The 14866-nt window shown below is 37.0% G+C and carries 12 protein-coding genes and 1 pseudogene; 9 read left to right on the top strand and 4 right to left on the bottom strand.

Annotation, left to right across the window (positions count from 1 at the left end):
- Positions 1-25 precede the first annotated feature (25 nt).
- A complete protein-coding gene (locus acsn021_RS15380) occupies positions 26-244 on the bottom strand; it encodes a helix-turn-helix domain-containing protein (RefSeq protein ID WP_184096121.1) in 219 nt (72 codons plus the stop codon).
- 485 nt (positions 245-729) lie between these two features.
- Here acsn021_RS15380 and acsn021_RS22910 point away from each other — a divergent pair, with 485 nt between their 5' ends.
- The 3 genes from acsn021_RS22910 to acsn021_RS15370 are packed head-to-tail and all read left to right on the top strand — an operon-like array spanning position 730 to position 1886.
- Entirely contained in the window at positions 730-1113 is a 384-nt protein-coding gene (locus acsn021_RS22910; protein WP_243167958.1) for a hypothetical protein, read from the top strand.
- Complete coding sequence (locus acsn021_RS23295) at positions 1029-1307, top strand: hypothetical protein (RefSeq protein WP_408626159.1); 279 nt, start codon at positions 1029-1031, stop codon at positions 1305-1307. Before acsn021_RS22910 ends, acsn021_RS23295 begins: the two co-directional genes overlap by 85 nt.
- 9 nt (positions 1308-1316) lie before the next feature.
- Positions 1317-1886, top strand: a complete 570-nt coding sequence (locus acsn021_RS15370; RefSeq protein ID WP_184094827.1) for an SUKH-4 family immunity protein — start codon at positions 1317-1319, stop codon at positions 1884-1886.
- Positions 1887-2059: 173 nt separating this feature from the next.
- Here the strand turns inward: acsn021_RS15370 and acsn021_RS23305 are convergent.
- Positions 2060-2542, bottom strand: a pseudogene (locus tag acsn021_RS23305) (transposase); the annotation flags it as partial.
- A 635-nt stretch (positions 2543-3177) separates the two neighbouring features.
- Between acsn021_RS23305 and acsn021_RS15360 the strand changes: the two are divergent.
- The 5 genes from acsn021_RS15360 (at position 3178) to acsn021_RS15340 (ending at position 10920) form a co-directional block, all read left to right on the top strand.
- The gene (locus acsn021_RS15360) at positions 3178-4926 is read left to right on the top strand and encodes an ATP-binding cassette domain-containing protein (RefSeq protein ID WP_184094825.1); all 1749 of its coding nucleotides are present in this window, start codon (positions 3178-3180) and stop codon (positions 4924-4926) included.
- A gap of 67 nt (positions 4927-4993) precedes the next feature.
- Positions 4994-5410 carry a hypothetical protein gene (locus acsn021_RS15355; RefSeq protein ID WP_184094823.1) on the top strand — a complete coding sequence of 139 codons (417 nt, stop codon included), beginning with the start codon at positions 4994-4996 and terminating at the stop codon, positions 5408-5410.
- Positions 5411-6123: 713 nt separating this feature from the next.
- Positions 6124-9348, top strand: a complete 3225-nt coding sequence (locus tag acsn021_RS15350; protein ID WP_184094821.1) for a glycosyl hydrolase family 18 protein — start codon at positions 6124-6126, stop codon at positions 9346-9348.
- 84 nt (positions 9349-9432) lie between these two features.
- Entirely contained in the window at positions 9433-10446 is a 1014-nt protein-coding gene (locus acsn021_RS15345; RefSeq protein ID WP_184094819.1) for a carbohydrate-binding protein, read from the top strand.
- Positions 10447-10578: 132 nt separating this feature from the next.
- Positions 10579-10920 carry a hypothetical protein gene (locus acsn021_RS15340; protein WP_184094817.1) on the top strand — a complete coding sequence of 114 codons (342 nt, stop codon included), beginning with the start codon at positions 10579-10581 and terminating at the stop codon, positions 10918-10920.
- Between the two features lie 252 nt (positions 10921-11172).
- Here acsn021_RS15340 and acsn021_RS15335 read toward each other — a convergent pair whose 3' ends face one another.
- Together acsn021_RS15335 and acsn021_RS15330 are read right to left on the bottom strand one after the other, a co-directional pair.
- Positions 11173-12162: a WYL domain-containing protein gene (locus acsn021_RS15335; protein WP_184094815.1), complete on the bottom strand. Its 990-nt coding sequence runs from the start codon at positions 12160-12162 to the stop codon at positions 11173-11175.
- 16 nt (positions 12163-12178) lie between these two features.
- Positions 12179-13411, bottom strand: a complete 1233-nt coding sequence (locus tag acsn021_RS15330; RefSeq protein ID WP_184094813.1) for a WYL domain-containing protein — start codon at positions 13409-13411, stop codon at positions 12179-12181.
- Between the two features lie 182 nt (positions 13412-13593).
- Between acsn021_RS15330 and acsn021_RS15325 the strand changes: the two genes are divergently transcribed.
- Positions 13594-14826: an RtcB family protein gene (locus acsn021_RS15325; protein ID WP_184094811.1), complete on the top strand. Its 1233-nt coding sequence runs from the start codon at positions 13594-13596 to the stop codon at positions 14824-14826.
- Positions 14827-14866 lie beyond the last annotated feature (40 nt).

The following is a 14866-nucleotide window of genomic DNA, read 5'->3' as shown; positions in this document are numbered from 1 at the left end:
CTTATTTATAAATAAGCCAGCCATATTAAAGTGTATCACGATTGTCTGAGCGTCCAAGCAAATAGTCGGCAGAAACATCAAAAAAATCAGCAAGTTTTATAATCATGTTTGCGTTTGGTGTAACTTTACCATATTCTAATCTCTGGTAATGTTGCTCTGTGCATTCCAAAAATGAAGCCATATTTACCTGTGTTAAATGTTTGTCTTTTCGTAATTCCTTTAATCTATCTGAAAAATTAGCCATAAGCATCCCCTTTTAAAATATTTAAAATGTATTGACACAACATTATATGTTGTGTCAAGTGTAATACTACTTGTATTTACAATATTACAAACCAACAAAAATGTAAAATTGAATTCTAATTTTGTTACCAGTTTATTAATATTTTTTAAAGGAGGTCAATCATGGAAAAAGAAAACTTAAAGTATACAAAACTTTTAAAAAAGAATCTACACAGAAATACCAGAGATTAAATTTAAAGGGCAATGGCTTTTGAGTCATGGATTTACAACCGGGTCAAACCTTACAAATATATTTATTATCATAGAACCATTTTCAATAAAACCCAAAAAAGCAAGAGGAAAGAGTAGTAGAAATAATCCTGAAGTCATTTAGTTAAACATTGGATTCATTACTCCTTTCCCCTTTTCAGTGGTAAAGCACTGGCGGAATCCGGTAACTTAAGTATTAAAAACTTTGCCCAGAATCTGGAATCCATTAGTTCCTTAGTGTCCAGCAGGATTGGCAATAAGTTCTGGTCAGCAGCCACAGATATCGCACTGGATACCGGAATGCAGGCATGGGATATTTGGGCGGCAGGGGATGACTTAAAGAAAGACTTTGATTACCAAAGACTGGGACAGACTTTTGTGCGAAGCCTGATTATGAATGCCAAATATTCCTGCGACCCAGTAGATTGTGCCAGAGGTAATTTATTCTATTATAAAAAGGATATCTCCAGTGATGATTTATATGGGCGTTGGAAAAAGCACATCCAGAATTTTTTAGTCAAGAAAATAGAGAAAGGATATATAACAATGAGGCACCTATTGTTGACAGCCAATTCTCCAAGCATATGCCAGAATATTCAAAATATGATGGTGATTTATTAATTCATCATCATATAGGTCGAGGTGGACAGGTGGCAGCTTATCCAGAAACGTTACATCCAGGATTTGGAGGCATTCATAATTATGAAAAGGAAGCTAATGTAACTGGAAATGACTACCTGACATCTATAGCTCAAACATTAGAACCTGGAAAAGAGAAAAAGAAAAAAAGAAATAAATGTGAAATGGGAGGTTAGCATTAGATTATGATATCACCAGAGGAATTTAAAAAAAGTTGGAAAAAGAAAGATACAAATTTTATAACATATCCTTTAGAAGCACTAAAAAATGTCAACATTGTAAACACAGATAAAATATTTTTGTGTGAGATGGGATTGCCGGAGTCATGCGCTCCTTATTTGAGATTTTTAAATTATGACAAAGGTGGTATGAGTCAAGTACTAAATTATTTAGAGAAGGACAACCTAGATGAAGATAATATAGATGAATTGAGTAACATGTTATTATTGGGAATGACTGGTTCAGGAGAATTAATAGCAATTGATACGGGAAGCAATGAAATAGTTTGTATTAATCATGAAGATGGTTCTATTAGTTTTGTGAATTCATCAATAAACCATCTAGCAGAATCCATTCTTAGTTATCAAAAATTCTTAGGAAGTATTCAAAATAGATATGACGTTTTAGTTGATGTTAATGAAATGGCTACAGAGGAAGATATAGAACTATTGAAAAATACAATTCAGAATATTGACAAAGACGCTATTGAAGAGGAGAGTTTTTGGGCTATAGAAATTGAAAATTTTAAAGATTAATTATTGTTTATAAAATATGGGGCTGTAAAAAAAGTCCTTAATTAAGAATCACCAGTTCCGACAGATGCCGGTTCTGGTGATTCTTCGTTTTTTTATCTACTTTTTATGATAATGATTGATTTTTCCATAAAAGAGCGTGCACTTAATAAAGCTATGAGTATAGTTCTTGGATTTTAAGCAGCCAACTTGTTTCTCTGCTTTTTATTATGATATTTATAAAGATTAAAACCACAAGAAATCAGTGTGAGTTCAAGAATTACGTTTTTCTCACCTCTTCGAAATAATCTTTTGTAGGACTTATCCCATTTTAAAATTCCAAATGTTCCTTCTGCCTGAATACTACGATTCATTCTCAACCGTGCGCCATGTATTGATTCAAGGTTTGTAATTATCTCTTGATGTATCGAGGTTAATTACTGATTCATTCGAATGGTTCTGTTTTTGCTTGCCTTAGGACAACAATCGTTTTTAAGTTGGCAGCCTTCACATGATTCACATTCATAGATTTCTTCGGTTCTGCCATATTTGTTTTTATAGACATCACAGACAGCGGTCTGTAGATTGTACGCTGGGAGAAGCTGATCATTGCCCATATAATCCCGTTTTATGCGCATAAAAGTGGCATCGTGACCGGTTTTGGAATAACTGTTTCTTTCATCGCCACAGACTTCTATATGATGTGCATATGTCTTTAATCGATCTAGATATCCCTCTAATTCCTGATATTGTTTTTGCTGAAGACTTTTTCTATGACCACAACCAGATACAAACGTGGATTCCACCAGATTTGTTGCATTCTTGTATCTTTCCAAGAGTTCAGATACATATTCAACAGCATACTCGTCTCTCTTATCAAGTTTTACACCAAAATATCCTAATACTTCCTGGTTCATTGCATCAATCAGCATGGATATCTTTTTATAAACCTTTCCTCTATTTTTGTTCCATCAATGTAGGTGTGTTCCAGGTCGACATGATCCTTTTCAAAAATATATGTATTCACATCCAAAAAAAAATCGCTGAAGTCTCATGACCTCAGCGATTTTTCTTTTAGGGGAGTTTTTTTACAGCCCCTTTAAAGTCTATCAGAATTGTCAGAGCGTCCAAGCAAGTAGTCGGCAGAAAATATATTGACACTAAATTCCACACCGAAAAAAATTGACGGATACGCTCTTCCCTGATAAGATTACCAAGGAAGCTTATTAAGGAAGAGAATATTAATCGGAGGGCATGGCTGCGCCAGTATGTCAGGCTCATCTTAATATTCCACCAAGTATCAGGGAGGAAATTCATGATTAGAGTTCAAAATTTATCCTATTCATATCCACAAAAGGATTTATATAAAAAAGTTACATTTTCAATTGAAGAGGATGTTCATTGCGCATTGATTGGTACTAATGGAACAGGAAAAAGTACATTGCTCCAATTACTCATGTATCCTGAACAGTATCTATACGATGGAAAAATAACAATTGACAATATTGAAAGAATTGGGTATGTCAGTCAATTCTCCCAACTGGGTCTGGAAGAAGATATGACAGTGTTTCAGTATATCAGCCATGAGTTTGTAAAGCATGAGCTGAAAATACAAGAATTTTACAAGGAAATGGAAACTACTGAAAATTTGGAACAGGTCTACGAGGAGTATCAAAAAGCATTAGATGAATGGAATGCTATGAATGGAGAAGAATATGAAATTAATATTAAGAAGCAATTAAAACTAGGGAATCTGCAAAAGTTAGAAGAGCAAAAGATTAGCAGCCTAAGCGGTGGAGAATTCAAGCTGGTTCAGGTAATAAAAGAGATGATGCTGAGTCCAAAATTTCTTATTATGGACGAACCAGATGTATTTTTAGACTTTATGCATTTGAATGCCTTAAGAAATCTGATTAATGCCCACAAAGGAACGCTTTTAGTTATTACCCATAACCGCTACTTGTTAAATCACTGTTTTAACAAAATACTTCACATGGAGAATATGGATATTCAGGAATTTGATGGAGACTATACGGAGTATAATTATGAACTTCTTACTACCAAAATTGAGTTAGAAGAAGGAGCAGCGTCCGACCAGGCAGAGATTGAACGGCAGAGCCAAATATTAGAAAAATCCAGAATAAAAGCTTCTGCAATGGATAACGCCTCTCTTGGAAGAGCAGTACATGCAAGACAGACTTTGGTGAATCGGCTGAAAGAAAGAAAAACAAAAGCACCTTTTGTGGATATCAAACAGCCGGAGATTTATTTTGAAGCTGAAAATGAAGTGACTGATGAAATAATTTTGGCATTAACGGATTACAGTGTGGGATTTGATGAGCAACTTTTAGAATATGTTAATATCGAAATGAAGCCTACAGATCATGTAGCAATTATAGGAGGAAACGGAACTGGAAAGACAACACTGCTGCGTGATATTCTGGAACATAAGAAAGACTCAATTAGGATGAGCGCAGATGCAACTGTGGGTGCATTTTCCCAGATTACAGGATCACTATACAACGATAAGAAAACGCTGATTGAAATTATTCAAGAAAAAGGGTTTGAAACAAAAAGTGAAGCGGTGGATTATTTGAAGACATATGGTTTTGATGGAGATACCCTTGGTCAAAAAGTGTGTGAACTATCTGGAGGAGAAAAGGATTTATTTCAATTGGCAGTGCTTTCCTTAAAAAAAGCCAACTTCCTGCTATTGGATGAACCGTCAGGGCACTTGGATGTTTATGCACAAATTGCATTAGAACAGGCTATTTTGGATTACAAAGGTGCAATTCTTATGGTGTCCCATGATTATTATACGGTAGCTAATTGTATGGATTATGTACTTTTAGTAGAAAATAATACGTTACGAAAAATGAGCATACGCAAGTTCCGACAGATGATTTATGCCAATCATTTCGACAAAGACTATTTATTACTGGAACAAGAGAAAAAAAGTATAGAAACAAGAATTCAACAGTTGCTTAAGGCTCATGAATATATAGAAGCAAAAGATAATATGGAAAAATTGAAACAAGTAATTGGTAAAATGAAACTGCTATAGTTTTGAGCTATTGAGATAGTAGTGCCATGTAAAAGCAAAATATTTTCAAAAAAGAAAGAAATCAATCATGAAGAATAACATCATTATTAAACTAGATAGGGATAGTGTCTGCATGGGGGACGATTGTTTTTCCCATGCAGAAGAGAAGGAGTACGATAAATCCGTAACTATTGCCTATGTACTAGAAGAAATCACTCATTATGTGCCTAGCATGTATAATGTGGTCTGGACCATATCCTCTCCCGACGATCTGGTAGGATTTATAATAACAGACAATCAAGGTAATGCAGAGATTGAGTTGAACATACAGAATAAAGAGATTGTTAAATTGTTTAGCAGTGAGACAGGAGTTGAGCTTCATTGCAGATACTATCATCAAAGCAGCTTTTCGTGGACAGATGGAAAAACAGGTGAATATATTGAAAAATATAAAGAATGTGGTACGCTGATTGATAAGGTTAAAATGCACTGTTTGGATTTTTAGAGTAAGTAGGTTAAAGAATATGAGGATGAGAGTTTTATGATAAGGTCAGAAATGGAGTTAAAGTGCTTGCTGGAGGATAACAAATAATATAGCAGTGAGGTTTCTCATGGTTGACGAGAGAATAAGGTGTACTTTATAACTATAAAATATAAGGCATTACAAATCGCAAAATGCAATAAATACATGTACCTAAAAAGTGTAATTGTAACCAGAACATGGTAACAATTACACTTTTTCTTATTGTTTAAGAACGATAAAACCATCCACAGACATAGAAAAATAGACAACCAAGAAGTATGGATCCAGTGACTCAATACGGTAAAATATTTATCCACCTTATAATTAATAATACAAATTGACTATATGGAAAAATATAGAATAAATATAATGTTTTTCTCAATATATCCGATATTACAAAATATAATAATAAATGTTATATTTTGACATTAACTAAGGGGGAGGTGTTTTATTGTAGTAATGAAAAGAGCCTTACAGTATAAGGCCTGTAGCGATTACAAAATGTCTAATAAAAACAAATAGGCGATTGCGAAACGATAAGTCTAGAGGTTGGAAATAGGCAAATTCACCAAAATAGAGGTGACTTGCCACCGCATCGGAACCTGCTTTTGGTGATTTTGACTGGTTCCGACACATAAAATAACAGTTTCGCAATTGCCTAAATAAAAACAAAACATGAGAGGAGTAAAAAATTTATGAAAAGAGGTTTAAGAAGAGTCTTGCCCTTAGTGATTGTGTTTGTGATAGTTTTTACCCTGTTTCCTATGGGGACATCTGTGTCATCAGCTGCCAACAGCAAAAATTTCGTAGTATACTTCCCTAACTGGGGTATGTATAATGCTACGCATATGTCAATGAATGTAGGCATGATTCCATGGAATAAAGTAACATGTATAAATCATGCATTCTTCACAGTCGATTCAAGTTACAAACTTGCTACAACTGACGAATATGCAGATTTCCAGGCTACCTTCGAACACTCTGAAGGCTGGAATCCCGGCATGTTAAGGGGACACTTTGGAGAATACAAATATTACAAGACGCAGTATCCGAATGTAAAAGTTGTTATCTCAGTTGGCGGTTGGACAAGAGGTGAAAACTTTCACGCAATGGCACAGACATCATCAAGTAGAGCAATATTCATTCAAAGTGTCATAGATTTCTTGAAGAAATATCCATTTATTGATGGTATAGATCTTGATTGGGAATACCCCGGAGTCAATAGGGCGAAAGATCCGAATGACGAGTTTGACAGGGGCTGCCCCGGAGGACCTGAGGATAAACAGAATTTCACAGCATTGCTGAGGGAAATCCGCGAAGCATACAATAAAAACGGTATGTCCGAAAAACTTCTTACTATAGCTGCACCAGGCGGTTATGAAAAGGTTGACTTGACAGAACCTGATAAATATTCTCAATATTTGGATTGGTTAAATATAATGACATACGACATTCATGGAGCATGGGAGACTGTTACAAACCACCAGTCAGCAATTTATAAGAATCCCAATGACCCATCCGGAACTACACCGGTTGATATTAAAAATAAATACAATACGGATTACATAATGAAATACTATCGGGATACCTATAATGTTCCTGCATCTAAGCTTAATGTAGGTTCACCTTTCTATTCCCGTGGTTGGAAAAATGTAGTTGCCAATACAGGAACAAACGGATTATTTGCCACAGCCAGCGGTGCTCCTGTAGGTAACCTTGATAATCCAAGCAGCCCTGGAGGCCAGAATTCCTATGCCCAGATGAAGGTACTGGAAAATACGGCGGGCTATACAAAATATAGAGATTCAGTATCTCAGGTTCCATGGCTTTATAACAGCTCCTTAGGTATCATGTATACCTATGAAGATGAAACCTCTGCGGCTGCAAGATGTGACTATGTCATAGATAATGGTTTTGGCGGAATCATTGGTTGGGAAATTTCTTGTGATACCTCTGATTTCTCATTAACTAATACAATATCGGGCAAGCTTGGCATAAACGGCACTGCAACTGTGATAACCCCAGTTTTTAGTCCTGGGGGTGGAACCTATTCGTCTGCACAAAACGTATCCATCTCATGTGCAACAGCCGGTGCTACCATCAGGTATACTATCGACGGAAGCGAACCCACTTCTTCCTCAAATGTATATACAGGTGCCATAAAAGTATCCTCAACTACAACTGTAAAAGCGAAGGCTTTCAAGTCGGGTATGAATGACTCAGCTACTGTAAGTGCTGCGTATATCATAAATAATGGTACCTCACGGGTGGCAACACCTATCTTCAGTCCTGCAGGGGGAACATATACATCAGCACAGAATGTATCCATCTCATGTGCAACAGCCGGTGCTACCATCAGGTATACTACCGATGGTTCAACGCCTACTTCATCCTCTGCACAATATACAGGTGCAATATCTGTAACGAGTACTAAAACAATAAAGGTAATTGCTATGGCACCAGGTATGAACAATTCAGCTGTTGCAGCTGCTACGTACACTATCAGCAGCAGCGATTATCCTGCTTGGGCACCATATGTTTCATACAGCGTAGGAGCAATAGTATCTTACAACGGAAGCAACTATAGATGCCGGCAGGCACATACTTCCCTCACAGGTTGGGAACCATCCAATGTTCCTGCATTATGGGAACAAGGTGGCAGTGCAGCCTTGCAGGTGGCAACACCTAGCTTCAGCCTTGCAGGGGGAACATATACAGCAGCACAGAAGGTGAGTATCTCATGTGCAACAGACGGTGCTACTATCAGGTATACTACCGATGGCTCCACACCTACTGCATCCTCTTTACAATATACAGGTGCAATATCTGTTATGAGTTCTATAACAATAAAGGCAATTGCTATGGCAGCAGGAAAGAACAATTCGAATATAGCTTCGGCTACCTACACTATTTCAACAACACCACCGCCTGCTGGTACTGGCAGTAAGCTGCTGGTTGGTTACTGGCATAACTTTGACAATGGATTAACCCCAGTTATGACGCTTAGGAACGTATCAACCAAGTGGGACGTCATTCATGTAGCTTTTGCTGATATTGCAGGTGATGGAACTGTTTCATTTACACCATTCAATGCAACGGACGCATCCTTCTCTTCGGATGTTGCATATCTTAAAGGATTAGGGAAAAGGGTCGTATTGTCTTTAGGAGGACAAAATGGTGCGTTAAGTCTGCCTGATAGTGCAGCTAAAACAAGATTCATAAATTCACTTATCGCTACAATCGATAAATATGGATTTAGCGGTGTAGATATTGATATTGAAACCGGTATTTATTTAAACGGCGGTGATACGGACTTTAGAAACCCTACAACTCCAACAATAGTGAACCTGATTGCCGCAATGGAAGCAATCACAGAAAGGTACGATTCAAGTTTCACTTTAAGCATGGCTCCTGAAATAGCTTATGTACAAGGAGGTGTAACAGCATATGGGGGACCTTGGGGTGCCTATCTGCCTATTATCTACGGATTGCAGGATAAGCTTACCTATATCCATGTACAGCACTATAATTGCGGTGGAAATACAGCTCTGGATGGTAAAACCTATAACCAGGGAACGGCAGATTTTGAAGTAGCAATGGCAGAAATGCTGCTGAAAGGCTTCCCTATTGCAAACAATGCAGGCAATATGTTCCCTGCACTAAGGCAGGATCAAATATTGATTGGTTTACCGGCCGCTGCAGGTGCTGCTCCCAGTGGAGGCTACATAAATCCTACAGAAATGAAAAAAGCTCTGGATTACCTGATGAAAGGAATACCTTATGGTGGAACATATCAACTTCAGAATACTTCCGGCTATTCTGGATTCAAAGGTTTAATGTCCTGGTCGGTAAACTGGGATGCGCAGAACAATTACGAGTTTACAAATAATTACCGTGGTTACTTTGACGCATTGAATTAGAACCCATTTTAGTGATATTGATAGATTTGATCACATATATAGTTGTTTTGTATATATCAAACAAAAAAACAAGGAGGTCTGAAAATGATTAATAAAAAGTTTTCTTATAAAAATCTGCCCCTTATGGCAGCCTTAGTAGTATTTATATCCATATTTTTTATATCCTTACCGGTAAGCGCAGCCGCTAGAGGAGCATGGGCTGCAAATACTGCATATGCAGTAAATGATACGGTGACATATAGTGGAAGTACCTATACCTGTCGTCAGGCACATACTTCCATCGTAGGCTGGGAACCTACAAATGTTCCGGCTTTATGGTCGAAAGGAGGCAGTGGAACTGCACCGACGCCAACACAACCACCGGCAACAAGCGGGGTTACATTCTATGCAGATAAAAATTATGGTGGAAAAGCAGTAACACTAGGAGTAGGTAATTACACACTATCACAGCTGAATGCAAAAGGAATTCCCAATGACTGGATGTCCTCATTAAAGGTTCCAAGCGGCTGGACGGTTGAAGTATATGCAAATGATAATTTTGGAGGAACAAAATGGACCTATACTTCAAGTTCTTCCTGGGTTGGTGACATTGTTAATGACAAGATGTCATCGGTTAAGATTTATACAGGTTCATCAAATCCTTCAGTAAAAAAGCCTTCTGAAGTGCCAAGTAACATATGGACATATACAATGAATGTGGATAATAAATTTGGTAAAGGCGGAGATTTTGCTTTATTACTGTGTGCTGTTATCAAAAAGGAAAGCAGTTTTGGAGCAGGGTTACCCGGTAGCCCATCAGCTGGTGACGGATTGATGCAGGTAGAACCAAACACACGAAATGCTTATCTATCTCAATTCAGCTCAAGATTTGGCCGTTCTTATAATCACAGTAGCGAACAAGACCAGGTATGCATGGGTGCACTGATTTTAGACGAAAAGATTGTAAAATTCGGCAGCGTATATAAAGGTTTATTGCACTATAATGGAGGAGATTATTGGTACCCGGGAGCTACTGATTCTTATGGACGTCCTATCCTGGCGAATCAATATGCGGATGCAGTTTACGCTACTTATAAGGGATATGGCGGTAAAAAATAAGATATAAGGAGGCTATTTAAATGTATACGTTATGGACGAAATCCTTTTGCAAAGTTCTGACATTAGTAATGGTATTTACACTATTTTGCAGTAATAACATCCTATTCAAAAGATAAGGCGGAGGATTCTTCTATGCAAATACTCGATTTACAATCAGATGAAGTTGTTATAAAAGAAATAAAAGGGGATTATTGGGCAGGAAGCTTAATGTATAAACAAATTCGAGGGGTGTATCTTCTAACCTCAAAGCGTTTCGCTTTTAGAGCAATGACAATTTTGGGAGCGGCTAAACATAATTATATGGAAATCGATTTATCAGATATTATCTCTGTGGATAAGTGTATGATTGGCCCTTATTTATTTCGATTCTTACCTACAGGTTTAAGATTGACAATGAGAGATGGTTCCAAGCACAGAGTATCCATATTAAGCAGAGGAAAGCTTTTAGAAGAGTTAACTAGTAGAATAAGCTAAAGTATAATTAAATTTATTTACATAAGGATAGTGAATTTTAACTGAAAGCTTTTAAGCTAACTAAGCATAGAAAAAGTTTTATAAAATATAGTTAAACTTTTTCTATGCATTTTAATTCTAGAAGAGAATGAAAATATAGAAAGACTATATTATATAGAAAGACTATATTATATAGAAAGACTATATTATATAGAAAGACTATATTATATAGAAAGACTATATTATATAGAAAGACTATATTATATAGAAAGACTATATAACACGATCTCCCAAGTTTAATTGGTATTGATTTCTTATCCGTTCCTTAACCTGATTTAAAAAGCCTTCCGGACCAAGAACTTTTATTACCGGACCGAAGCTTAAAATGCGGATTAAGAGTTCTGTCTCATCTTGCTTATCATAAAAGATTTTGCATATGTAATAATCATTTTCCTCATCATATTCGGTTTGTTTTTCCCAGGAAGCAAATTGGAGCATACAACGTTCCAGCGCCTTTCGCTCCCTGGATATTTCAAGAAGTATAGGTTCAGAATTAAGAGATTGTGTAAAATATTTCATAAAATCAATGTTTCTAAAAGGTAGAGCATCTACAAGTGTGACGGAACGAATGCGGGCCAAATTTAGAGTAATACCTTTGTGCTCACCATTTTGTGCTGTTAATACACCTAGAAGGCGAAATTTATCATCCCGATTAGAGTAGGTTATTTTGTAAGGAAATAGAGTTCTGGACACTTGCTTTTGTTTGCTATTTTCATAAGCAATACATATTCCTTGTCTATGTATACAAGCCTTTAAAACTAAACGGAAGTTCTGAATATACTCCTCGTTATCATAAGGGTCGCCGTCGGCAGCAGAATCAAACACATGAAAGTTCTCTGGGTAATATAAGGGTTCAACGTCTGAAAGGGCAGTATTTAATGCTTCTAATTCAGTGTTAGTTACAAATAGCAGAATGCGTTTGTCTAAGAAAAGCGCCTTAAGCCAAGCTTTTTCCAGTGTTGTCATTGGGCGTTTGAAGTTAGTCAATTTAGGAAGGGCATAATATCTTCCATCTGTTTTCTTCTCTAACAAATTCCATTCGCCTGATAATAACTTGGGTAATAGGTGAAAGGCACTGTCACAAAAAGCTTGTGAGTTAATTAGTGTTTCTATTTCTCCTTTACTAATTCCTTCTTGGGCTTTTTCTAATAATCTGGCTATCACCGTATAATAACAGCCGTAAACTTCTGAAAATAAATCCATAAATATACCCTCTTTTCTAGCCAATGTCATACATTTCCTTCATTCTGTTTATGTCATTATAAAACCGTCCGATAACTGCTTGATTGCTTCCTTCCAGTTGAATTATCCTGCCAATGAAGGTCTTTATCCAGGGAGACATGTCATTTGTGTCAAAGACTTCCTTGGTATAAAGGAAAACGTTAGCAGACAGACGTAGCACTTCGCCCCCGTGACCTTCTCTTGCGATTCGTTCTAATAAGTAGTGTTCCTTCTGCTCATTTATGTAAAGTTTCATACAGACAATTTCCATACGGCTTCTACCTCCAAAGCCTACACCCCATACTTTGTCTATATTTTTATCTAAAATTTTTAAGTATTTATCGGTATCTTCACAAAATCCGATTGCTTTCACAGATTTAATATGGTCTAAACGATACGTAAAAAAACGTCGTATTCTCGGTTGATAGATACACAAATATCGTCTGCCCGTTGCTGAGCTGACAAAAACCCTCAAAGGAATTCCATAAGAAGTAGAACTTAAGTTCCCGGCTTCGTTATAGTTCTCAAACTCAATGGACTGCTTATTTCTAATAGATGAGAGTATATCAAGTAATACATTATCCTCCAAGGTGTGTGCAACATAGTAGTGTTTGAAGTTGAATAAGGTATTTTCAATTGTGTGATTATCCATGATATAATTTCCAATCTCTCCGAGTGCCGTGCTGCCCTGATAAAAACTCACTGCCGCAGCCAATCCAGGTGCAATAGCCAGTAAACCATCAAAGGATTCCTTTGATAAACTGTAGTATAAAGACTTTCCCTGCTTATCTGATTTTAGCAGTCCTAAAGAAACATACTCGCTGCATTTATTACGTACGGTCTGTATGTCGAAGGTCTGATGGCTTTTCTCACAGATTTCATCCGTTAGTTGGCTGATAGCTATTTTAGCATGACTGTTTAGTATATCTAATAGATAAAAATGAAGCATAATGTCATTGCTGGTAAAAGCCTTTGACTTCCAAGCAGAGTAAAGGGGATTGACCGGAATTTTAGAGCAGTCCATGGATATGAAAGAATTTTTTCCGGACTTTGTGTAGCTCCACTTCATGTACTCGCCCATGTAACTTTCTATCCGTCGTTTTTCATTATCATAGGTGCGGGCTGATTTGCGGTTAAAATCATTTCTGGATTTAAAACCATATATATAGAAATCTCGCATATAGTCGCGTATTTTATCAAAATTACGTATTAACTCATTAAACTCTCCCATTTAAAAATAGCCATACCTTTCTAATACCCGCAACCTTTGAACCACAGGTATCTTTCATTCAGCCATAACCTTTTAACACCGTCTTCGCAAACTTTTTTAAATGATTACCCTGTTTACATATGTTACTATCATAACATAGCAAACAAACATAGACAATGAAGAAAAGGAAAGGAAGTGATTATATGTTTGTACTTGCAAATGAAAATACCCGTGTCCCAATTAAAATATGGCTGCCTGATGAAAAAAGCATTGATGAAAGCTGCCTTCGGCAGGCATACAACCTATCAAAATTGCCTTTCTTACACCAATGGGTTTCCCTTATGCCGGATACTCATGCGGGAATGGGAATGCCAATTGGAGGTGTTATTGCTGCTGAGGAGGTTATTATTCCTAACGCTGTTGGAGTAGATATCGGCTGTGGAATGGCTTTTACAGGGACGAATATACCGGTAGCTGCTATCAGGGATATTCAAACCGGTAGCGGCAACTTAATTCAGGCAATAGTAGGTGATATCCTAAGAAATGTTCCAGTGGGCTTTCACCATCATAAGCACCAGCAACCCTGTAATACCTTGGAACGGGCTTTTGATGAGTTTGATAAATACGAAAATAATGCAGAATTATTAGGGCAACTAGAAGCGGGGTTTTATCAAGTGGGTACTCTTGGCGGAGGAAACCATTTTATTGAATTACAAGAGGATGAAGCTGGATTCTTAGGAATTATGATTCATTCTGGAAGCCGTAATTTTGGTAAACAAGTTTGTGATGCTTTTCACAGTATTGCCCGAGAGCTGAATAAAAAATGGCAAAGTACAGTACCGGATGAATACCGCCTTGCATTTTTACCAACGGATTCACCGGAGGGCTGTCAATATATTAACTGGATGCAGCTTGCACTGGATTTTGCAGAGGAAAATCGTCTTCGGATGATGTTGGCTGTCAAGGCAATTTTAGAAAAGTGGATTGGTAAATATATTGGTTTAAATATAGAATATTTAGTTGAAATCAATTGCCATCACAATTATGCTTCTCTTGAACATCACTATGATAAGGATGTATGGGTTCACCGAAAAGGTGCTACAAGGGCTGAAAAAGGAGAGTTAGCCGTTATACCCGGCGCGATGGGTTCCTATAGTTATGTGGTGGAAGGACTAGGAAATAGTATGAGTTTTCATTCATCCTCCCATGGGGCAGGTAGAAGGTACTCAAGAAAAAGCGCCATGGCAAACTTTACAACAGAAGAAGTTATGACCGACTTGCAAAAGCAGGGAGTCATACTTGGGAAACATAAGAAATATGATGTAGCGGAGGAAAGCCGTTTTGCATACAAAAACATTGATGAGGTTATGGAGAATCAGAGTGATTTAGTAAAACCAGTGAAACGTCTGAAAACCATTGGTGTGGTTAAAGGATAGAATTTATACATATATAATAAGTTTTTAAAAGCCATTTAGT

It is taken from the genome of Anaerocolumna cellulosilytica, assembly GCF_014218335.1.
Taxonomy (GTDB): domain Bacteria; phylum Bacillota; class Clostridia; order Lachnospirales; family Lachnospiraceae; genus Anaerocolumna; species Anaerocolumna cellulosilytica.
Note: the sequence above shows the minus strand (reverse complement) of the source record. Positions and strands in the feature narration are given on the sequence as shown.